Source organism: Amycolatopsis thermoflava N1165, from assembly GCF_000473265.1.
Classification (GTDB): domain Bacteria; phylum Actinomycetota; class Actinomycetes; order Mycobacteriales; family Pseudonocardiaceae; genus Amycolatopsis_E; species Amycolatopsis_E thermoflava.
The window spans coordinates 8,017,219-8,038,385 of record NZ_KI421511.1; the positions used below are offsets into that span (position 1 = coordinate 8,017,219).

Consider the following 21,167-nt stretch of genomic DNA (forward strand, 5'->3'; position numbering starts at 1 on the left):
AGGATGAGTGTGCGCTCTTCACCTATCGACGTGCGGCACGAAGGCGTTGCCACAACGGATGACAGCCGCGACCAGCGGGCCCGCAAACTCGCGATCTGGCTTGCCGGGTGGGCGTTCGTCTACGGCTGCTACCGCGCCTACTACGCCTTCGGCGGCACGTTCGGCATGATCGGTGAGCCGGTTTCGAAGCCGGTTTTCCAGGCGATCAACGCTGCCGGAGCCGCCATCATCATGGCCGCGGCGGTTCTTCCGCTGATCCTCGCCAGGCCGGCCCTGCGGCGGGCGTTGCCGTTCTTCGGCTGGGCCGGCGCGGTCGGGTGCTGCATGCACGCCGTGGTCAACTGGACGTTGCGGGTGCTCAGCGTCACGGGCGTACACCCCACCGAGTTGCCGGGCAGTGTCTGGGTTTCCTATGACCGGAACGTCGCCGATCTGCAGGACCTGTTCCTGAACGAACCGTGGTTCTTCGTGGAAGGTCTGCTGTGGGGTGCGCTGGCTCTGGTGTTCGTGCGTGCGTCCCGGCGCCGCCTCTGGCTGACGACCGCTGTCGCGGCAATGGTGTTGACGTCCGCGCTGGGGATCTTGACGGGCGTCGGACTCCTGGACTCCTTCATCGTCCTCTGAGGGCACGCGTCCAGGCCGGATCGCAACACTCCGTCCCCTCCGCCGCCAGCTGCCGTTTCACGATCTTGTACGTGGATGTCCGCGGGAGTTCGTTGACGAGGCGCACGAACCGTGGCAGCTGCTTCGGCCCGAGGTCCGGTTGCGCGGCGAGGAACTCCCCGAACTCCTCGGGCGACAGCGGCCCCGACAGCACCAGCGCGGCCATCACCTGGTCGCCCACCGCCGGATCCGGCACCGCGTACACCGCCGCCTCCGCGATCGCCGGGTGCCGCAGCAGGATCCGCTCGATGGGCGCGGTGCCGAGGTTCTCGCCGTCGACCCGCAGCCAGTCCCCGAGCCGCCCGGCGAAGAAGCAGAACCCGTTCTCGTCCACGTACGCCAGGTCCCCGGTGTGGTATCGGCCGTCGCGGAGTCGCTCGGCGTCCGCCTCCGGGTTCTTGTAGTAGCCCGCGAACGCCCCCGCACCGGCGGTGTTCACCAGCTCCCCGACCACCCCGGGCGGGCACTCCGAGCCGGTCTCCGGGTCCAGCACCGCGACCCCCTCCGGCAGCGGGCCCAGCGACCCCGGCGGCGTGTCCGGCGTCCGCGCGAACCCGATCCCGCCCTCGGTCGAGCCGAACGCGTCCACCACGTGGCAGCCGAACCGGCGGCCGAACTCGGCCAGGTCCGCCTCCGCGCCCTCGTTGCCGTAGACGATCCGCAGCGGGTTGTCCGCGTCGTCCGGCAACTCGGGCGTCGCCAGCACGTACGACAGCGGCTTGCCCACGTAGTTCGCGTAGGTGGCGCCGAACCGCCGCACGTCGGGCAGGAAACCGGACGCCGAGAACCGCCGCCGCATCGCCAGCGCAGCGCCCGCGGCGAGCCCGACCGACCACCCGGCCATGATCGCGTTGGAGTGGAACATCGGCATGGACAGGTACACGCAGTCCGAACCGGACAGTCCGAACCGGGAGGCGAGCATCTGCCCGGGGAAGGCGATCTTCTCGTGCGTGCACCGCACCGCCTTCGGGTCGCCGCTGGTGCCGGAGGTGAAGATGAGCATCAGCAGGTCCGAAGGCGTTGCGCGCACCGGGGACAGCGGAGCGCCCGCGCACGAATCCAGCAACGCGGCCCACTCCGGCCCGTCCAGGTCCAGCACCGGCACGTCCACCCCGTCCAGCAACGCCGCGTGCCGCCCCTCGGTGAGCACCAGCTGGCAGTCGGCGAGCCGGATGTCCCGCTCCAGCGCCGCGCCCCGGCGCGTCGGGTTCAGGCCGACCAGCACCGATCCCGCGAACGCGCACCCGCCGAGCAGGAACGAGAACGACGGCACGTTGTCCGCCAGCACACCCACGTGCTTCACCGGCCCGGTCAGCAGCGAACGCAACACCGCCGCGTGGTCGGCGCACTGCTGCACGTGCTCCCGCCACGTCCACGCCGAGTCCTCGAACCGCAGGCCGGGGCCGTCGTCCGCGGCGCGCGCCAGCAGCATCTCGGTGACCGTCATGACGTCGCGAGCAGCTCGCCCAGCACCCGCAGCTGCGCCGTCGCCCCGCCGAGGGCGAACTCCAGCCGCTTGGCCGCCACGAAGTACCGGTGCAACTCGTGGTCGGTGTCGATGCCGACCCCGCCGTGGATATGGACCGCGGTGTGCGCGACGCGGTGCCCGGCCTCAGCGGCCCAGTACTTCGCCGTCGCGACCTCCGGCCCCGCGGGCAGCCCCTCCGACAGGCGCCACGCGGCTTGCCACAGCGTCAGCCGCACGGCTTCGACGTCGATGTAGGCGTCCGCCAGCCGCTGCCGCACCGCCTGGAAGGCACCGATCGCGTGCCCGAACTGCTCGCGCTGGCGCGCGTACTCCGCCGTGCGGTGCAACGCGCTCTCCAGCACGCCGAGCTGCTGCGCACACAACCCGACAGTCGCGTGTTCGAGCAGGGACACCGCCGGCAACCGCGAAGCCGCGACGCCGTTCAGCTCGACCAGTCCGGCGTCGGCGTGGTCGACCACGCTCTGCGCCCGCACCCCGTCCGCGGCGACCACGAACACCGCCGTCCCCTCGGACGTGTGCGCGGGCACGACCAGCGCGTCGGCGAACGCGGCGAACGGCACCGCCGTCTGCGCCCCGGAGATCCGCCAGCCCCCGCCGTCCGGTTCCGCCGTGAAGCCGCACGGCGCGCCCGCGTCCGGCAGGGCCAGCGCCAGCACCGCCTGACCACGCACCGCCGGCACGACCCACTCCTCGATCAGCCGCCCGTCCCCGGCCTCGGCGATCGCGGACGCGGCCACCACGGTCGGCAGGTACGGCACCTCGGCGACGGTCCGGCCGATCTCGGTCAGCACCGCGCACTGCCCGAGCAGCCCGAGGCCGCCGCCCCCGACCGCGGTAGGCAGCGCCGCGTCGATCACCCCGGCCCGCGCCAGCTCCTGCCACACCGCGCGGTCGAACCCGCCCTCGCCGTGCGGGCTCGCCGAAGCGCGCTCGGACAGGATGCGGCCGGCGAGCGCGGCCAGTTCGGTCACGTCCGCACTCAACGCGAAGTCCACAGGTTCCTCCTCAGCGGGTCACGGGCAGGGACAGGGCGGTCGCCGCGATCAGGTCGCGCTGGATCTCGTTCGTGCCGCCGCCGAAGGTCAGGATCAGCGCCGAGCGGTGCGCCCGTTCGAGTCGTCCGCGCAGCAGGGCGCCGGGGGAGCCGGCGCGCACCACCGCGCCCGGCCCGACGACCTCCATCAGCAGCCGGTACGCCTCGATCGCCAGCTCGGTGCCGAACACCTTCGTCGCCGAGGCCTCCGCCGCGCCCAGCTCGTCCGAGCCCGCGGCCCAGGCGATCCGCCAGTTGCGCAGCTTGAGGTACTCGGCGTGGGCGTGCACGCGGGCCAGGTGCATCCGGACCCACTCGGCGTCGATGACCCGGCTGCCGTCCGGCTGCTTGGTCTCCTGCGCCCATCTCCGCACCTCGTCCAGCGCGGAGATGATCGGCGCGGCCGAGGTCAGCGCCACGCGCTCGTGGTTGAGCTGGTTGGTGATGAGCGGCCAGCCCGCGTTCTCGTCGGCGATCCGGGCGGACACCGGCACGCGCACGTCGTCGTAGTAGGTCGCGCTCGTGCCCGGTCCGGCGACGGTGCGCACCTTCGTCCAGGAGAAGCCGGGCGCGTCGGTCGGCACGACCAGGATGCTCAGCCCCTTGTGCCGTTTCGCGTCCGGGTCGGTGCGCGCGGCCAGCCACACGTAGTCGGCGTACTCGATCAGGCTCGTCCACATCTTCTGGCCGTTGACGATGTAGGAGTCGCCGTCCCGGACCGCGCGGGTGCGCAGGGACGCGAGGTCGGTGCCCGCCTCCGGCTCCGAGTAGCCGATCGAGAAGTGCAGCTCGCCGCCGGCGATGCGCGGCAGGTAGAACGCCTTCTGCTCCGGCGTGCCGAACCGCATGATCGTGGGCCCGATCGTGTTGACCGTCAGGAACGGCACCGGCACCCCGGCCACGGCCGCCTCGTCGGTGAAGACGAGCTGGTCGAGCATGGGCCTGGCCTGCCCGCCCCACTCCTCCGGCCACCCGATCGCGAGCCACCCGTCCCGGCCCAGCTCGCGCACGATCTCCTTGTAGGCCTTGCCATCCCCGTACTCGCCGCCGTCCCCGGCCAGCGCCTCGCGCCGTTCCGGGGTCATCAGCCTGGCGAAGTAGTCGCGCAGTTCGTCGCGCAGCCGGTCCTGCTCGGGCGTGTAGCTGATCCGCATGCGTCACCTCCGGCCCGCCCGGTCGTTGCTGGAAGCAGACCGGTCCGTGGCGCTAGTCTAGAACACGTTCTATTTCTATCAGCTCCGCCGCCGAGGAGGAAAGCCATGGAGGTCGCCGTCGACCGGTCGCTGTGCGAGGCGAACGAGGTGTGCATCGGGTTCGCGCCCGCCGTCTTCGAGCTGGATGACGACGAAGAGTTGCGCATCGTTCACCCGTCGGTGCCCGAATCAGAAGTAGAACGTGTTTCGCAAGCGATCGCGGCTTGCCCCAAGAATGCGCTGTTCACCGTCGAGTAAACGGCAGAAACTGGGGCTTGTCCGGGACGAGAACAGATTCTAGTCTGGCCGTCGTGGAAGGTATACGGGAACCGCGGGTGGCCATCGTGACCGGGGCCGGGGCGGGACTGGGCCGGGCGGAGGCGCTGGCGCTGGCCCGTTCGGGCGCCTCGGTCGTCCTCAACGACGTCACGGAGGCCGCGAAAACCGTCGTCGAGGAGATCGAAGCCGAGGGCGGCCGGGCGCTGCTCGTCACCGGGGACGTGGGCGAGCGCGCCACCGCCGACGCCCTCGTCGAAGCCGCGCTCGACCACTTCGGCGGGCTGCACGTCGTCGTCAACAACGCCGGGGTGCTGCGCGACCGGATGCTGTTCTCGATGTCCGACGAGGAGTGGGACACCGTGATCCGGGTGCACCTGCGCGGGCACTTCCTGTTGTCCCGCAACGCCACCGCGCACTGGCGCGCCCAGTCCAAGGCCACCGGCGCGCCGGTGTTCGCGCGGATCGTCAACACCGCGTCCGAGGCGTTCCTCGTCGGATCCGCCGGTCAGCCCAACTACGCGGCCGCCAAGGCCGGCATCGTGGGCCTCACCGTCGCCACCGCCCGGGGCGCCGCGCGGTACGGCGTGCGGGCGAACGCCATCTGCCCCCGCGCGCGCACCGCCATGACCGCCGCGGTCTTCGGCGACGCGCCGGACGGCGGCGTCGATCCCTTGTCGGTGGACCATGTCGCCCCGTTCGTCGCGTTCCTCGCCTCGGAGCAGGCGGAGCGCATCAACGGCCAGGTGTTCGTGGTGCATGGCGGCATGGTCGCGCTGCTGAAACCGCCCGCGGTCGAGCAGCGGTTCGACACCGCCGGTCCGCTGTGGACGGCCGACGAGCTGGCGGCCACCGTGGGTGCCCACTTCGACGACCGAGATCCCGACACCATGTTCGCCGCCACCGAGATCCTGGAGCTCCCATGACACTCACCGTGCAGCCGCACCGCGAATCCGTCGGCCTCAAAACCGGTCAGCTCTATCTCGACGGCCAGTGGGGCCCCGGTACCGGCGGCGACTCGTGGACCCACCGCCACCCGGCCACCGGCGAGGAGATCGGCGAGTTCGCCATCGCCACCGAGGCCGACGTCGACGCCGCGGTCGCGTCGGCGCGCGTGGCCTTCGAGTCGGGCGCCTGGTCGAACTCCCGCGCGAGCACGCGTGTCGCGGTTCTGCACCGGTACGCGGACCTGCTGCGTGAGCACGCCGAGGAGCTGCGGTCGTTGCAGGCGCTGGACAACTCGGTGCCGTTGTCGTTCAGCAGCACGATCTACGCGACCTCGGTCGGCGCCGCGGCGGACGTGTTCGACCACCACGCGGGCTGGGTCGACAAGCTCGGCGGCGAGACCCTGACGCCGTACCAGGGCGGCGACCACCTGGCGATGACCTTCCGCGAGCCGATCGGCGTGGTCGCGGCGATCCTGCCGTGGAACGCGCCGTTCCTGCTGTTCGCGCAGAAGGTCGCCCCGGCACTCGCGGCCGGGTGCACCATCGTGCTCAAACCTTCGGAATACTGCACGTTCACCGTGCTGCGCATGGTCGAGCTGCTGGTCGAGGCCGGGCTGCCGGCCGGCACGCTCAACGTCGTCACCGGCCCCGGCGACCCGGTCGGCGAAGCGCTGATCACGCACCCCGGGGTCGACAAGGTCAGCTTCACCGGCAGCCGCGCGGTCGGCAAGCACATCGTCGAGGCCTCCGCGGGCACGCTCAAGCGGGTCTCGCTCGAACTCGGCGGCAAGAGCCCGGCGCTGGTGTTCGCCGACGCGCCCAACGTCGCCCTGGCCGCCGCGACCGTCGTCGGCGCGGTCACGATGGGCCTGTCCGGCCAGGCGTGCGTCGCCAACACCCGGGCACTGGTGCACCGGGACGTCTACGACGAGTTCCTCGGCGCCGCGCAGGGCATGGCGCAGGCGATGACCTACGGCGACCCGTTCGACCCGGGGGTCATGGCCAGCCCGCTCATCAACGCCAAGCAGCTGGAACGGGTGCTCGGCTACATCGAGAAGGGCAAGGCCGAGGGCGCCCGGCTGGTCACCGGCGGCGAGCGGCTCGGCGGCGACCTGGCGAACGGCAACTTCGTCGGCCCGACCATCTTCGCCGACGTGGACAACCACGCGACGATCGCGCAGGAGGAGATCTTCGGCCCGGTGCTCGCGGTCGTCCCGTTCACCGACGAGGACGAGGCCGTGCGCCTGGCCAACGACACCGAGTACGGGCTCGGCGCGGGCCTGTTCACCGCCGACGTCCAGCGCGCGTTCCGCGTGTCGCGCAAGCTGCGCGCGGGCACGATCGGCATCAACGGTTTCCAGATCGAGCCGCACCTGCCCTTCGGCGGGTTCAAGCAGTCCGGGCTGGGGCGCGAGGGCGGCAAGTCCTCGATCGAGGCCTACACCGAGCTCAAGTCGGTGTACCTGCCGCTGACCGACGAGATGATGTGATGGGACGCCTCGACGGGAAGACCGCGCTGATCACGGGCGCGGCCAGGGGACAGGGCGCGGCCGCGGCCCGGTGGTTCACGCAGGAGGGCGCGAAGGTGATGGTCGCCGACGTCGCCGACGACGACGGCAAGGCCCTCGCCGACGAGATCGGCGCGGTCTACCAGCACCTCGACGTCTCGCGCGAGGACGACTGGGCCGCCGCGGTGCAGCGCGCCGAGGACGAGTTCGGCGGCCTCACCGTGCTGGTGAACAACGCCGGAATCCTGCACTTCTCGGAGCTTGCGCACACGTCACTGGCCGATTACGAACGCGTCATCGGAATCAACCAGATCGGGGCGTTTCTCGGCATGCGCTCGGTCGTTGAACCGATGACGCGGGCCGGTGGCGGCTCGATCATCAACGTGTCCTCTGTGGAGGGTCTGGCCGGCATGCCGTTCCTCGTCGCCTACACCGCGAGCAAGTTCGCGATCCGGGGGATGACGAAGGTGGCCGCGCTGGAGCTGGGGCGCAAGGGGATCCGGGTCAATTCGGTCCATCCCGGCATGATCGACACGAAGATGGTGGCCGACGCCGCCGGCGGGGCGGAGATCGACATGGCCTGGGTCGGCAAGAAGGTCGCGCTGGGACGCGTCGGCAAGCCCGAGGAGATCGCGCAGCTCGCGGTGTTCCTGGCCAGTGACGAGAGTTCCTACTGCACGGGCGGGGAATTCGTCGCCGACGGCGGGGCGACGGCGACCCATGCACTGAACCTGCAGGGGTGATCGACTTCACGGGAATACGAAGTAAACACCGCTAACGCAAAGCGGTTTCCCGCAAGGGAGTAAGACTCAGAGCAACGAGGCTGGGGTCGCGGAGGTGTGATGGGGTCACGCACGGGAACGCTCACGATACCGGGCACCGCCGCGCTCACCCAGGTCGGCCGCCTGTCCACACTGGCCTGGGAAGTGCTGCGGGCGATCCCGCGCAGGCCCTTCCAGTTCCGCGAGTGGATCCTGCAGTGCTGGTTCTTCGCGAGCGTGACGATCCTGCCCACCGCGCTCGTCGCCGTCCCGTTCGGCGCGGTGATCGCGCTGCAGCTCGGTTCGCTGACCCAGCAGATCGGCGCGCAGTCGTTCACCGGCGCGGCCAGCGCACTGGCCATCGTGCAGCAGGCCGCCCCGCTGATCACCGCCCTCCTCGTCGCGGGCGCCGGCGGAAGCGCCGTCTGTGCCGATATCGGCGCGCGCAAGATCCGCGAAGAGATCGACGCGATGGAGGTGCTCGGGGTCAACCCGATCCAGCGCCTCATCGTGCCGCGCGTGCTCGCCGCGATGGTCGTGTCCGTGCTGCTCAACGGCCTGGTCAGCGTGGTCGGCGTGCTCGGCGGGTACTTCTTCAACGTCGTCATGCAGGGCGGCACCCCGGGCGCGTACCTGGCCAGCTTCAACGCGCTGGCGCAGCTGCCGGACCTCTACGTCAGCGAGATCAAGGCCGTGCTGTACGGGTTCGTCGCCGGGGTGGTGGCCGCCTACCGCGGACTCAACCCGGCGGGCGGGCCGAAGGGCGTCGGCGACGCGGTGAACCAGGCCGTGGTCATCACGTTCCTGCTGCTGTTCCTCATCAACGTCGTGCTGACCGCCATCTACCTGCGGATCATTCCGCCGAAAGCGCTGTGATGACCGCCGAAACGCTGGAGAGACAGCCCGGGGTGTCCGACCGGACACTCGAGATGATCGCGCGCCCTGGCGCGGTGCTGGAGGGACTGGGCAGCCAGCTCTCCTTCTACGTCCGCGCGCTCGCCTGGGCGCCGCGCACGCTTCGCCGCTACAGCAGGGAAACGCTGCGGCTGCTGACCGAGGTCTGCTTCGGCACCGGCGGTCTCGCGGTGATCGGCGGGACACTCGGCGTGATGATCGGCATGACCCTGTTCACCGGTCTCATCGTCGGCCTGCAGGGTTACGCCGCGCTCAACCAGCTCGGCACCGCCGCGCTCACCGGGTTCATCTCGGCCTACTTCAACACCCGCGAGGTCGCGCCGCTGGCCGCCGGGCTCGCGTTGTCGGCGACCGTCGGCTGCGGGTTCACCGCCCAGCTCGGCGCGATGCGCATCTCGGAGGAGATCGACGCGCTCGAGGTGATGGCGGTGCCCAGCCTGCCGTACCTGGTCACCACGCGCGTGCTGGCCGGGCTGGGCGCGGTGATCCCGCTGTACGCGGTCGGGCTGCTGTCGTCCTACCTGGCCTCGCGCCAGGTCACGGTGTGGCTCTACGGCCAGTCCGCGGGCACCTACGACCACTATTTCGGGCTGTTCCTGCCGCCCGAGGACGTGCTGTGGTCGTTCGGCAAGGTGATCGTGTTCAGCGTGCTGGTGATCCTGTCGCACTGCTACTACGGCTACACCGCCAGCGGCGGGCCCGCCGGCGTCGGCGTCGCGGTGGGGCGCGCGGTGCGGACGTCGATCGTGCTGATCTCGGTGCTGGACTTCTTCCTCAGCCTCGCGGTCTGGGGCGCGACCACGACGGTGAGGATCGCCGGATGAGACGGGCGGTTCTGCTGCGGCGGCTGTGGCACCAGGTGCTCGGCCTGGTGTTCCTCGTCGTGTGCGGGCTGTTCTTCGCCACCACGGTCGCCGCCTACAACAAGGAGTTCACCCCGGTCGCGATGGTGCGGCTGGAGACCGACCACGTCGGCAACCAGCTGCGCAAGGGCTCCGACGTCAAGATCCGCGGTGTCGTCGTCGGCGAGGTGCGCTCGATCCAGGCGATGGGCGACCACGCCGCGCTGGAACTCGCGCTGGACCCGGACCGGCTGAGCCTGATCCCGGACAACGTCTCCGCGCGGCTGCTGCCCAAGACCCTGTTCGGCGAACGCTACGTGGCCCTGCAGATCCCACCCGATCCGTCGGAAAGGCACATCGCGGCCGGCGACGTCATCCCGCAGGACCGCAGCAGCTCGGCGATCGAGCTGGAGCAGGTGCTGAACAACGTGATGCCGCTGCTGCAGGCCGTCCAGCCGCAGAAGCTCGCCAGCACGCTCAACGCGGTCTCCACCGCGCTCGACGGCCGCGGCGAGCAGCTCGGCGCGACGCTGGTGAACCTGTCCGAGTACCTGGCCGGGCTGAACCCGTCGCTGCCGGACATCAAGGCCGACATCACCGGTCTGGCCAACGTCGCGGACACCTACGACCGGGCCGCGCCGGACTTCCTGCAGGCGCTGGCCGACCTGACCACCACCACGAAGACCCTGGTGGACAAGCAGCAGGCGCTCACCCAGGTCTGGGGGTCGGTCACGAACGCGAGTGACAACCTGGACAGCTTCCTGCGCGTCAACCAGGCCAACCTGATCAACCTCACGGTCACCTCGCAGTCCACTTTGGAGGTTCTCGCGAAGTACGCGCCGGAGTACCCCTGCCTGCTGCAGCAGCTGGCCGAAGCCGTGCCGCGCGCGTACGAGGCCTTCGGCGCGGGCACCGACAAGATGAACCACGTGACGATCCGGTTCGTCGCCGACCGCACCAAGTACGAGCCGGGCAAGGACGAACCGGAGTACCTCGACAAGCGCGGTCCGCGTTGCTACCCGATGGTGCTGCCGCCCGGGCGCTGGCCGCAGTACCCGCCGGGCGGGCCGATCCAGGACGGCTCGACCCACCCGCCCGCCGGACCCGGCGCGAGCGTTCCGCTGCCCAGCAACGGGATCATCGACGGCGGGTCGTCCACCACCGGATCGGTCGCGAACTCGCCCGCCGAGCAGGACCTGGTCGCCGCGCTGCTGTCGCCGGCCGCGCCGCAGGACGTGCCGGGGTGGGGAACCCTGCTCGCCGGGCCGCTCTACCGCGGGGCGGAGGTGGAGGTCCAGTGAACCGGTTCGTCCCGTCGCTGATCAAGATCCTGATCTTCGCCGCCGTCACGGTGCTGCTGACCGGGATCCTCGGCTCCACCATCGCCAACACCAACTTCGGCGTCACGTCCACCTACACCGCGCGCTTCACCGACGCCTCCGGCCTGCACGAGGGCGACGACGTGCGGATCGTCGGCGTGAAGGTCGGGCAGGTGGACGAAATCACCGTCGAGCAGGACGGCGACACCAGCTACGCCGACGTGCACTTCACCGTCCAGTCGGCCTACCGCCTGCCCGGTTCGGTCACCGCGACCGTCAAGTACCGCAACCTCGTCGGGCAGCGGTACCTGTCGCTGGGCACCAACGTGCCCGGGGACGACCAGCTGGCGGCGGGCGGCATGATCCCGCCGGAACGCACGCAGCCGGCGCTGAACCTCACCGTGCTGTTCAACGGGTTCAAGCCGCTGTTCGCGGCCCTGGACCCACAACAGGTCAACCAGCTCTCCTACGAGATCATCCAGGTCTTCCAGGGCGAGGGAGGCACGATCGAGAGCCTGCTCTCGCACACCGCGTCGCTCACCCAGACCATCGCCGACCGCGACGAGGTGATCGGCCAGGTGATCGGCAACCTCAACACCGTGTTGACCACGGTGAACGACCGCGGCCCGCAGCTGTCGAACCTGATCGAGGCGACCCAGCAGCTGGTGTCCGGGCTGGCCGCGCAGCGTGGCCCGATCGGCGACTCGGTGTCGGCGCTGGGCGAGCTGACCGACGCCACCGCCGGGCTGCTCGCCGACGCGCGAGCGCCGGTCCAGCAGGACATCGCCGCGCTCGGGACGCTGTCCGGCACGCTCGCCGACTCCGGGCAGCTGATCGACGAACTGTTGCAGAAGCTGCCCGGCAACCTGGAGAAGTTCACCCGGACCCTGAGCTACGGCGGCTGGTACAACTACTACCTCTGCGGTCTGACCGGGACCATCGGCGTGACGTCGCTGAACATCACCCTGCCGCTGCTCCCGCTGCCTGCGACCGAGCTCCCGGAGAGGTGCAAGACGTCATGAAGGCGCTCAAGGACCGCAACCAGGCCGCCGTCGGCGCGGTGACGCTCGTGCTCGTCGTGCTGGTGACGCTGGTGTCCTACTTCTCCGACGAGCTGCCGCTGCTCGGCACCGGGACCACCTACCAGGCCTACTTCGCCGAGTCCGCGGGCCTCGCGGCGGACAACGAGGTGCAGGTGGCCGGCGTGAAGGTCGGCCAGGTCACCGACGTGTCGCTGGCAGGCCGGAAGGTGCTCGTCAAGTTCAAGGTGGAGAACACCCGCGTCGGCGACGAGTCGACGGCGTCCATCGAGATCAAGACGCTGCTGGGGGAGAAGTACCTCGCGCTCAAACCCAAGGGCGGCGGCGCGCAGGACCCGGACCAGCCGATCCCGGTCGAGCGCACCACCACCCCGTTCCAGCTGCAGGACGCCTTCCAGCAGCTGAGCACGACGGTCGGGCAGATCGACACGAACCAGCTCGCGCAAAGCTTCGACGCGGTCGCCGACGCGCTCAAGGACACCCCGCAACCGTTGCGGGACACGCTGTCCGGCCTGTCCGCGTTGTCGCGCACGGTGTCCTCCCGTGACCAGGAGCTGGCGAACCTGCTGGCGAACACCAGCCAGGTGTCGCGGACGCTCGCCGACCGCAACGCCCAGCTCACCGCGATCATCAACGACGGCAACCTGCTGCTCGGCGAGCTGCAACGGCGCCGGGACGCGATCAAGGCGCTGCTCACCGGCACGCAGCAGCTCGCGGCCCAGCTCTCCGGACTGGTCGCCGACAACCGCGCGCAGCTGCGGCCGACGCTGGAGCGGCTCGGCGAGGTCACCACCATCCTGCAGAACAACCAGGACAACCTGAACCGCAGCCTCGAGCTGCTCGCGCCGTTCACCCGCGTCGGCGCGAACGCGACCGGCAACGGCCGCTGGTTCGAGGGCTACATCTGCGGGCTGCTGCCGCCGGTGATCAAGGCGGGCGGGCTGTCCATCAACCCCGAGGGCTGCACGCCGCCGATCTCCGCGCCGGACCAGGGATTGGGGGGCGGATGACGCTCGACAGCCGTGCCTCGCGCGGCGTGTACCGCTGGATCGCGACCGGGTGCGTGCTCGCGCTGCTGGTGACGGCCGGCTTGTACCTGGTGTTGCGGGACAGCGGCGGCACCCGGATCTCCGCGTTGTTCGACCGGACCGTCGGCCTCTACGCCGGCTCGTCCGTGCGCGTCCTCGGCGTGCCGGTCGGCGAGATCACCGGCGTCACCCCGGAGGGCGCCGTGGTGCGCGTGGACATGCGCGTCGACGACGACGTGCAGATCCCCGCCGACGCCGGCGCCGTCGTGGTCGCCCCGAGCCTGGTCAGCGACCGGTACGTGCAGCTCACCCCGGCCTACGACAGCGGGCCGGTGATGGCGTCCGGCACGCTCATCCCGCAAGACCGCACCGCGACCCCGATGGAACTGGACGACCTCTACGGCACGCTCGACAAGCTGTCGACCAGCCTCGGGCCCAACGGCGCCAACGCGAACGGCGCGTTGTCCGGCCTGCTGGACACCGCCGCGGCCAACCTCGACGGCAACGGGCTGAACCTCAACAGCACCGTCACCGAGCTGGCGAACCTGTCGCGCACGCTGGACAACTCGAAGGAGGACCTGTTCGGCACCGTGCGGAACCTGCAGTCGTTCACCACCGCGCTGGCGGACAGCGACGCGCAGCTCAACGAGTTCTACCAGCGGCTCGGGAACGTGACGGGCTTCCTCGCCGAGGACTCCGGCGACGTCAGCGCCGCGCTGGCCGCGCTCGGCTCCTCGCTCGGTGACGTGCAGAGCTTCGTCGCGGAGAACAAGGACCTGCTGACGTCCAACGTGGACCGGTTGGCGAGCATCACCCAGGTGCTCGTCGACCAGCGGGCCGCGCTAGCCGAGGTGCTCGACGTCGGCCCGACCGGCATGACCAACTTCATCAACTCCTACGACGCGGCGTCGGGCAGCATCGCGATCCGCTACAACGCCAACGAGTTCACCAACCCGCTGGTCACCACGCTGTGCCGGCTGATCAAGGCGTCCACGCCGGTCGGCCTGCCGACGACGGTCAGCGACGTGTGCGAGGCGATCGCCCCGGTGGTCGAGGGCATCGCGAAGGTCCCGTCGATCCCGCAGCTGCTCGCCGACATCAACAGCGGCAAGCTCCCGCCGCTGCCGTTGCTGCCGCTGGTCGACATCCCGGAGGCCGGATCATGAGGCGGCTGACCGGGGTGCTGTGCGGGGTGCTGCTGCTACTGGCGGGCTGCGGCACGGCCGGGTTCTCCGGGCTCTACAACACGCCGCTGCCGGGAGGGGCGGACCTCGGCGACCACCCGTACCGCATCACCGCGCAGTTCGCCGACGTGCTCGACCTGGTGCCGCAGGCTTCGGTGAAGGTCAACGACGTGCCGATCGGCCGGGTCGACAGCGTCGAACTGGCGCCGGACACCAGGTCCGCGATCGTGCACATGAGCCTCAACGGCGACCTGAAGATGCCGGAGAACTCGTTCGCCCAGCTGCGCCAGTCGAGCCTGCTGGGGGAGAAGTTCGTGCAGCTCGCCGAGCCTGCCGGGGAACCGGCCGCGGCGCCGCTGCGCGAGGGCTCGGTGATCCCGCTGGCGCGCACCAACCGCAACCCCGAGGTCGAGGAGGTGCTGGGCGCGCTGTCGCTGCTGCTCAACGGCGGCGGGGTGAACCAGCTGGCCGACATCACCCGCGAGCTGAACCACGCGCTCACCGGGAACGAGGCGGAGATCCGCGCGCTGCTGGCGCGGGTGGACCGGATCGCGACCGAACTGGACGGGCAGAAGGCGGAGATCATCCGGGCCATCGACGGGCTCAACCGGTTGTCCGGCACGCTCGTCGCGCAGACCGCGAACCTGACGACGGCGCTGGAAGACCTCGCGCCCGGGATGGCCGTGGTGACCCAGCAGCGAGACCAGCTGGTCGGGATGCTGCAGTCGCTCGACCGGTTGTCCGGCGTGGCCGTGGACACGATCGACGCGAGCCGGGAGTCGCTGCTGGCGGACCTGCGGGCGCTCGCGCCCACACTGTCCAAACTGGCCGAAGCGGGTACCAACCTGCCGGAGGCGCTGAAAATCCTGCCGACCTACCCGCTGCCCGACGTCGCAGGCGACGTGGTGAAGGGCGACTACGCGAACGTGACCGCGCGGCTCGACCTGAACCTGGACGCGATCTTCCAGAACATCGCCAACTCCGGGAAGTTCCCGTCGTTCCAGTTGCCGAGCGACAACGAGACCAGCACGCAGGCCGCGGCGCCGCCGCTGCCGATCCCGCAGCCCACGGCGCCGCAGGCGCAGACCCAGCCGCAGCCGGTGACCGGTCTGCTGCCCGGGCTGAGCGACCTGCTCGGCAACCTGCTGGGAGGGACGCCGTGATCACCCGCAAGCACCGGATCCAGCTGATCGCGTTCCTGCTGATCGCGCTCACGTCGGTCGGGTACGCGGGCGGCCGGTACGCCGGGCTGGACCGGCTGTTCGGCACCAGCGGCTACCTGGTCACGGCGAACCTGACCGAGTCGGGCGGGATCTTCGAGGGCGCCGAGGTGACCTACCGGGGCGTCGCGGTCGGCCGGGTGTCCAAGCTGCACCTGACCGACGAGGGAGTCGCGGTCGACCTGGACATCACCTCCGACGAGCAGATCCCGGCCGACACCGAAGCCGTCGTCGCGACCCGGTCGGCGGTCGGGGAGCAGTACGTCGACCTGCGGCCCAAGCACCAGGACGGGCCGTACCTGGCGAACGGGTCGGTGATCACCAGCGACCGCACGGCGATCCCGCTCTCGCCGGACACCGTGCTGGCCAACCTGGACCGCCTGGTGTCCAGTGTGGACACCCAGTCGCTGAAGACCGTGGTGGACGAGACCTACGACGCGTTCGCGGGCAGCGGCCACGACCTGCAGCAGCTGCTCGACACGGCGAACTCGTTCACCACGGCGGCGACGGAGAACCTGCCGCAGACCACACGGCTGCTGGCCGACGGCCGGGTCGTGCTGGACACCCAGCAGCGGCAGGCCGACACGATCACCTCGATGGCCACCGGCCTGCGCACGATCGCCGAGCAGCTCAAGGGCGCCGACCCGGACCTGCGGAAGGTCATCGACACCACGCCCGGCCTGGCGCGGGACCTGGACATGATCCTCGCGACGTCCGGCACCGACCTCGGCGTGCTGATCGCGAACCTGCTCACCACCGCGCAGATCACCTCGGTGCGCACCGACGCGATCGAGGAGCTGCTGGTCGCCTACCCCGTGATCTCGGCGTTCACCCGGTCCGTCTGGTCCAACGGCGAAGGCCACCTCGGGCTGGTGCTGAACTTCTTCGACCCGCACTCGTGCACCAAGGGCTACGAGACGACGCAGCAGCGCCCGGCGAACGACACCCGCGAACTGCCCGCCAACCGGCAGGCCTACTGCGCCGAGCCGCCGGGCAGCGCGACCGGGGTGCGTGGCGCGCAGAACGCGCCGTACGCGGGCAAGCCGGTCAACCCGGCGAAACCGTCCGACCCCGCGCCGTCTCCGACGCAGTCCACGTCGGCCCGGATGCCCGGGGTCCTGGGGCTGGTGAGCGGGACGGCGAGCTCGCTCGGGCAGCTGCTGGGACTGCCGGGATGACCCGGGTGCTGGGCGCGCTGGCCGCGGTGGCGGTGCTGGCCGCGGCGTGGTTCGGGTGGAGCTGGTGGAGCGCGGCGCACGACGACGGGCTGGTCCGCGCCAGGGACCGGGACGCGGTGAGCACCGCCGCGGGTGACGCGCTGGTCGCGTTGAACACGATCGACTACCGCGAGGCCGGTGTCGCGCTGGACCGGTGGATCGCGGTGACGAGCGGCCAGCTGGGCTCGTCGCTGAGCGGGGACCGGCAGGGGCAGGTGGACCGGGCCACCGCGGCGAAGCTCGTCGCGACGGCGTCGCTGCGGCAGATCGCCGTGACAGAGCTGGACGGGGACGCGGCGCGGGTGATCGCGGTGCTGGACGTGTCGATCGCGTCCGATGGTGGTGAGCCGAAGCCGGGCCGCAGCCACCTGACCGCGGACGTGGCGCGGGCGGACGGGACCTGGAAGATCACGTCCGTGCAGGGGGCCTCGTGACTTCCCGCGTGGCGACGTGGGTTTCGGTGCTCACGGCGGTGATCGTGCTGGCGGGCGGGTTCGCCGGGTGGGCCGCGGTGCAGGCCGGGCAGTGGCGCACGTCGAACGCCGCGCTGGCTGACCAGGCGGCGACGGCAGAGGCGTCAGAGCAGATCAGCGCGGCCCTGAAGGCGGTGTTCTCCTACGACTACGGCAACCTGGCGCGCACCGAGCGGGCGGCCGCGTCGGTCCTGGTGGACGACGCGGTGACCCAGTACCGCGACACCTTCGCCGCGGCGCAGGAGCAGGCGGTGTCGCAGAAACTGATCCGCACGACGACGGTGGCCTCGCTCGGGTTGCAGGACCTCCACGGCGACACCGCGCGGGCACTGGCGTTCCTGGAGCAGCAGACCCTGAACACGACGACCGGACAGCAGACGTCGTCGTCGGCGGCGGTGTCGGTGGTGGCGCGCAAGGTGGACGGCGCCTGGAAGCTCGCGGCGCTCACGCCACTGTGATCACAGGCGCAGCAGCGCGTACTGCGTCGTCCGGCCCGGTTGTGTGTAGGTGCGAACCAGGTCGGCAAGCTGGTGCACCAGCAGCAGCCCGCGCCCGCCCAGCGCGCCCGGCGGCTGGGGGCGCCGCCCGGCCAGCGGGTCCGCCAGGAAACCCTCGTCGTGCACCGCACAGCACAGGTGACCGTCCGCGGGCCACAGCTCGACCCGGCACGAGCCGCCCGCGTGCCGCAGGCTGTTGGTCACCAGCTCGGTGACGATCAGCTCCAGGTCGGGCACCCGGGCCTCGCTCAGCCCGAACACCCGCGCCTGCGCCGCCGCCCAATGGCGGGCCTCGCGGACGCCCCAGTCGCCGGTCACCGCGAATTCCACCGGGGCCGCGGCCGGCACCGGCTGGTTGTAGCGCGCCACCACGTCGTCCGGCGCGTACTCCGCGCTCGCGTACCGCCGCGACGCCTCCCACACCTCCGGGTGCGTCTCACGGGCGTCGGCGACCACGGACGGCTCCAGCGCCGCCGTGTCGTAGGGGCACACGATCGTCACGTCCCGGCCGTCGAACGCGTGGTTGATCAGCGCCTCGTGCTGCGCGCACGCCGGGTACTCGGTGGCCGAGCGGCCTGCCCAGATCGGCTCGCCGATGATGCGCACGTGCCGGTCCGGGTGCGCGTCGGCGAACCTGCGCAGCACCGTCGGGATGATCCGGCCCGGGTTGCGGCCCGCCTCGGTCATGTCCAGCCACAGCACGTCGTCCGAGCCGACCGCGGGCCGCAGCACGGACAGCCGGTCGCCGGGCACGGCGACCGCGACCGGTTCCCGCCGCGCCAGGCCGTCCGTGACGAAGGGCACGAGGGCGTCCAGGTACTCGTCGTCGGAGCCGTAGAACAGCGCGGGGTGCACGAACGCGGTCACGCGGCCCCCTCCACCCGCACCGTCGACAGCCCCAGCACTTCGACCAGGCGGGACACGGCCGGCGAGGGATCACGCAACACCAGTGTCGCACCACGGTTCGCCGCGTGCTCCGCCAGCCGCGTCAGGCTGCGGTGGTCGGCGAACCGCAGACCGCTGACGTCGAGCACCAGGTTGCCGTCCACCGTCGGGGGATCCGCCCGCCGCAGCGCCTCGACGAGCAGCTCCTCGGTCGACAGGTCGAGCTCCCCGGCGAGCGCGGCCGACGCCGACGCCGAGCCGAACAGCCGGAACCCGGGGTCGGCGTTCGTCGCCGGATGCATGGACGCCACCCTCGCCACCACCTCGTCACCCACTCGGCCGCGGTCGTATCCGCACATCGCGGAGAACGGCCGCGCGGCCGCGTACCGGTCCACCGCGTGCTCGTAGCGCACGAGCGCGTCGAGCTGCCCCGGCGTGGTCACGAGCGGCGTCCAGTCCGCCGCGACCCGCAGCCCGGTGTAGCCCGCCGCCAGCGCGGCCTCGGTCGCCAGTGCGTAGTTGCGTGCCTGCGCGTCCGGATCGACCACGGCGCCCGCCGGGCACGCCTCGTCGAGCGAGACCGTCCGCGCCGCGCCGGTGCGAAACGCGTCGTCCAGCCCGTCGAGCGCCGGGTCGCCGGGCGCGACGTACCAGACCTGCCTGCCGCGGGCGAGCCCGTCGCGCAGGAACTCCCGCGCGCGGGCCCGGAAATCCGCCGTGGACTCGAAGGCCCAGCACCGGTGATCGTGAAGCACCGACACAGCGTAGTGGTCTCGTTACTTTTCGTACAGACCTTCGATGAAGGTCGCGTAGTTCTTCGTCACCACGTTGCGCTTGAGCTTCAGGCTCGGCGTGATCTCGCCGCCCGCCTCGGTGAAGTCGTTGCCCAGGATGACGAACTTCTTGATCGACTCGGCGTGCGAGACCTGCTTGTTCGCCTCGTCGACCGCGCCCTGCACGGCCGCGACGAGGTCCGGGTCCTGCGCCAGGTCGGCGACCGTGGCGTCGGCCGGCTTGCCGTTCTGCGCCTTCCAGGCCGGGAAGAACTCCTCGTCGATCGTGACCAGCGCGGCGATGAACGGGCGCTGGTCGCCGACCACCATGGCCTGGGAGATCAGCGGGTGGGCGCGCATGGTGTCCTCGAGGCCGGACGGGGCGACGTTCTTGCCGCCCGCCGTCACGATGATCTCCTTCTTGCGCCCGGTGATCTTCAGGAAGCCGTCCGAGTCGAGCTCGCCGAGGTCGCCGGTGTGGAACCAGCCGTCCTCCAGCGCCTCCTTGGTGGCGGTCTCGTTGTTGAAGTACGCGCCGAACACGACGTCGCCCTTGAGCAGGACCTCGCCGTCGTCGGCGATGCGCACGGAGGTGCCCGCCACCGGGCGGCCCACGGTGCCGACGCGGAACGCGTCCTGGGTGTTCACGTTCGCCGCTGCCGAGGTCTCGGTCAGGCCGTAGCCCTCGAACACCGGCACCCCGATGCCGCGGAAGAAGTGCGCCAGCCGGGCGCCCAGCGGCGCGCCACCGGAGACCGCGGCGATGCAGCGGCCGCCGAGCGCGGCCCGCAGCTTGCCGTAGACCAGCTTGTCGAACAGCAGGTGCTGCACCTTCAGGCCCAGCCCGGCGCCGCCGGTGTCCTGCGCCTCGCTGTAGGACACGGCGACCTGCTCGGCCCGGTCGAAGATCTTGCCCTTGCCCTCGGAGTGCGCCTTCTGCTTCGCGCCGTTGTAGACCTTCTCGAACACGCGCGGCACGGCCACCACGAACGTCGGCCGGAAGGTGCCCAGGTCGGCGACCAGGTTCTTGACGTCCGGGGTGTGGCCGAGTGTCACGCGCGCGGTGACGGCGGTGACGGCGATCGCGCGGGCCAGCACGTGCGCCAGCGGCAGGAAGCACAGCAGCGAGTTGCCCTGCTCCATCAGCTGCGGGAAGGCGTTGATGTCGGCGCGGATCTCGGCCAGCAGGTTGCGGTGGGTCAGCTCGACGCCCTTGGGGCGGCCGGTGGTGCCCGAGGTGTAGACGATGGTGGCCAGGTCGCCGGCCTGAACGATGCGGCGCCGCTCGTGCACGGTGTCGTCGGCCACGTCGGCGCCCAGCGTGGTCAGCTCGTCCACCGCGGGACGCGCCGCCTCGATCTGCCAGGTGTACTGCAGGGCGGGCAGCCGGTCGCGGACCTCGTCGACGGCGGCCAGGTGCTCGCTCGTCTCCACGAAGACGCCCTTGGCGCCGGAGTCGGACAGGATCCAGGCGACCTGCTCGGGCGAGGAGGTGTCGTAGATCGGCACGGTGACGGCGCCCGCGGCCCAGATGGCGAAGTCGATCAGCGTCCACTCGTACCGTGTCTTGGACATCAGGCCGACCCGGTCGCCCCGCTCGATCCCGGCCTCGACCAGGCCCTTCGCGACGCCGATGACCTGCGCGGCGAACTCACGGGCCGTGACGTCCAGCCACGAGCCGTCCACCTGGCGCCGGAAGCTGATCGCGTCGGGGAACCGCTCGGCGTTCGCCCACACGATGTCGGCGAGGTTCTCGTCATCGGCAACCGGCTGCACTGCCGGGGCGCTGTACTCGCGCACGGTGGACCTCCGTGGTTCAAGGGTGTTACTCGCCAGTCACAACTTAGCGTCGGTGACACCTTACGACCAAGGGGTCGGACCGCCGGTAACACGGGCATGACATT

At 70.9% G+C, this 21,167-nt stretch carries 21 protein-coding genes; 15 read left to right on the forward strand and 6 right to left on the reverse strand.

The features are described 5' to 3' along the window. The first annotated feature begins 30 nt into the window (after nt 1-30). Nucleotides 31-624, forward strand: coding sequence for a hypothetical protein (locus AMYTH_RS0139900; protein ID WP_027934924.1), 594 nt, complete (start codon nt 31-33; stop codon nt 622-624). On the opposite strand, the gene AMYTH_RS0139905 is transcribed toward AMYTH_RS0139900, so the two are convergent. The 3 genes from AMYTH_RS0139905 to AMYTH_RS0139915 are packed head-to-tail and all read right to left on the reverse strand — an operon-like array spanning nt 611 to nt 4,339. Then, nucleotides 611-2,110 carry a long-chain-fatty-acid--CoA ligase gene (locus AMYTH_RS0139905; protein ID WP_027934925.1) on the reverse strand — a complete coding sequence of 500 codons (1,500 nt, stop codon included), beginning with the start codon at nt 2,108-2,110 and terminating at the stop codon, nt 611-613. The two genes, AMYTH_RS0139900 and AMYTH_RS0139905, sit on opposite strands and share 14 nt — an antisense overlap. After that, nucleotides 2,107-3,147: an acyl-CoA dehydrogenase family protein gene (locus AMYTH_RS0139910; RefSeq protein ID WP_027934926.1), complete on the reverse strand. Its 1,041-nt coding sequence runs from the start codon at nt 3,145-3,147 to the stop codon at nt 2,107-2,109. The genes AMYTH_RS0139905 and AMYTH_RS0139910 overlap by 4 nt, the downstream gene beginning before the upstream one ends. Nucleotides 3,148-3,157: 10 nt before the next feature. Further along, nucleotides 3,158-4,339 carry an acyl-CoA dehydrogenase family protein gene (locus AMYTH_RS0139915; RefSeq protein WP_027934927.1) on the reverse strand — a complete coding sequence of 394 codons (1,182 nt, stop codon included), beginning with the start codon at nt 4,337-4,339 and terminating at the stop codon, nt 3,158-3,160. Nucleotides 4,340-4,444: 105 nt separating this feature from the next. On the opposite strand from AMYTH_RS0139915, the gene AMYTH_RS0139920 reads away from it, so the two are divergent. From AMYTH_RS0139920 to AMYTH_RS0139985, 14 genes are all read left to right on the forward strand, one after another. Beyond that, nucleotides 4,445-4,636 (forward strand): ferredoxin, encoded by a 192-nt coding sequence (locus AMYTH_RS0139920; protein WP_027934928.1) that lies wholly within the window; start codon nt 4,445-4,447, stop codon nt 4,634-4,636. A gap of 62 nt (nt 4,637-4,698) precedes the next feature. Next, a complete protein-coding gene (locus AMYTH_RS0139925; RefSeq protein ID WP_027934929.1) occupies nt 4,699-5,580 on the forward strand; it encodes a 3-oxoacyl-ACP reductase in 882 nt (293 codons plus the stop codon). Beyond that, nucleotides 5,577-7,091, forward strand: a complete 1,515-nt coding sequence (locus AMYTH_RS0139930; protein ID WP_027934930.1) for an aldehyde dehydrogenase family protein — start codon at nt 5,577-5,579, stop codon at nt 7,089-7,091. The genes AMYTH_RS0139925 and AMYTH_RS0139930 overlap by 4 nt, the downstream gene beginning before the upstream one ends. Beyond that, the gene (locus tag AMYTH_RS0139935) at nt 7,091-7,852 is read left to right on the forward strand and encodes a glucose 1-dehydrogenase (RefSeq protein ID WP_027934931.1); all 762 of its coding nucleotides are present in this window, start codon (nt 7,091-7,093) and stop codon (nt 7,850-7,852) included. The genes AMYTH_RS0139930 and AMYTH_RS0139935 overlap by 1 nt, the downstream gene beginning before the upstream one ends. Before the next feature lie 99 nt (nt 7,853-7,951). Next, nucleotides 7,952-8,746, forward strand: coding sequence for an MlaE family ABC transporter permease (locus tag AMYTH_RS0139940; protein WP_017983886.1), 795 nt, complete (start codon nt 7,952-7,954; stop codon nt 8,744-8,746). Beyond that, the gene (locus AMYTH_RS0139945; RefSeq protein ID WP_027934932.1) at nt 8,746-9,609 is read left to right on the forward strand and encodes an MlaE family ABC transporter permease; all 864 of its coding nucleotides are present in this window, start codon (nt 8,746-8,748) and stop codon (nt 9,607-9,609) included. The genes AMYTH_RS0139940 and AMYTH_RS0139945 overlap by 1 nt, the downstream gene beginning before the upstream one ends. After that, entirely contained in the window at nt 9,606-10,928 is a 1,323-nt protein-coding gene (locus AMYTH_RS0139950) for an MCE family protein (RefSeq protein ID WP_027934933.1), read from the forward strand. The genes AMYTH_RS0139945 and AMYTH_RS0139950 overlap by 4 nt, the downstream gene beginning before the upstream one ends. Next, nucleotides 10,925-11,968: an MCE family protein gene (locus tag AMYTH_RS0139955; protein ID WP_027934934.1), complete on the forward strand. Its 1,044-nt coding sequence runs from the start codon at nt 10,925-10,927 to the stop codon at nt 11,966-11,968. Before AMYTH_RS0139950 ends, AMYTH_RS0139955 begins: the two co-directional genes overlap by 4 nt. Further along, nucleotides 11,965-12,996: an MCE family protein gene (locus AMYTH_RS0139960; protein ID WP_027934935.1), complete on the forward strand. Its 1,032-nt coding sequence runs from the start codon at nt 11,965-11,967 to the stop codon at nt 12,994-12,996. The genes AMYTH_RS0139955 and AMYTH_RS0139960 overlap by 4 nt, the downstream gene beginning before the upstream one ends. Beyond that, a complete protein-coding gene (locus tag AMYTH_RS0139965) occupies nt 12,993-14,180 on the forward strand; it encodes an MCE family protein (RefSeq protein WP_027934936.1) in 1,188 nt (395 codons plus the stop codon). The genes AMYTH_RS0139960 and AMYTH_RS0139965 overlap by 4 nt, the downstream gene beginning before the upstream one ends. Further along, nucleotides 14,177-15,361 carry an MCE family protein gene (locus tag AMYTH_RS0139970; RefSeq protein ID WP_027934937.1) on the forward strand — a complete coding sequence of 395 codons (1,185 nt, stop codon included), beginning with the start codon at nt 14,177-14,179 and terminating at the stop codon, nt 15,359-15,361. The genes AMYTH_RS0139965 and AMYTH_RS0139970 overlap by 4 nt, the downstream gene beginning before the upstream one ends. Beyond that, entirely contained in the window at nt 15,358-16,596 is a 1,239-nt protein-coding gene (locus tag AMYTH_RS0139975; RefSeq protein ID WP_027934938.1) for an MCE family protein, read from the forward strand. Before AMYTH_RS0139970 ends, AMYTH_RS0139975 begins: the two co-directional genes overlap by 4 nt. Then, on the forward strand, nt 16,593-17,069 hold the full coding sequence (locus tag AMYTH_RS0139980) for a hypothetical protein (RefSeq protein ID WP_027934939.1): 477 nt from the start codon (nt 16,593-16,595) through the stop codon (nt 17,067-17,069). The genes AMYTH_RS0139975 and AMYTH_RS0139980 overlap by 4 nt, the downstream gene beginning before the upstream one ends. Further along, complete coding sequence (locus tag AMYTH_RS0139985) at nt 17,066-17,566, forward strand: nuclear transport factor 2 family protein (protein WP_027934940.1); 501 nt, start codon at nt 17,066-17,068, stop codon at nt 17,564-17,566. Before AMYTH_RS0139980 ends, AMYTH_RS0139985 begins: the two co-directional genes overlap by 4 nt. Here AMYTH_RS0139985 and AMYTH_RS0139990 read toward each other — a convergent pair whose 3' ends face one another. The 3 genes from AMYTH_RS0139990 to AMYTH_RS0140000 are packed head-to-tail and all read right to left on the reverse strand — an operon-like array spanning nt 17,567 to nt 21,063. After that, nucleotides 17,567-18,472, reverse strand: coding sequence for a sensor histidine kinase (locus AMYTH_RS0139990; protein ID WP_027934941.1), 906 nt, complete (start codon nt 18,470-18,472; stop codon nt 17,567-17,569). Beyond that, the gene (locus AMYTH_RS0139995; protein ID WP_084022885.1) at nt 18,469-19,245 is read right to left on the reverse strand and encodes an MEDS domain-containing protein; all 777 of its coding nucleotides are present in this window, start codon (nt 19,243-19,245) and stop codon (nt 18,469-18,471) included. The genes AMYTH_RS0139990 and AMYTH_RS0139995 overlap by 4 nt, the downstream gene beginning before the upstream one ends. Before the next feature lie 21 nt (nt 19,246-19,266). Beyond that, nucleotides 19,267-21,063: an AMP-dependent synthetase/ligase gene (locus tag AMYTH_RS0140000; RefSeq protein WP_027934943.1), complete on the reverse strand. Its 1,797-nt coding sequence runs from the start codon at nt 21,061-21,063 to the stop codon at nt 19,267-19,269. Between the last annotated feature and the right edge of the window lie 104 nt (nt 21,064-21,167).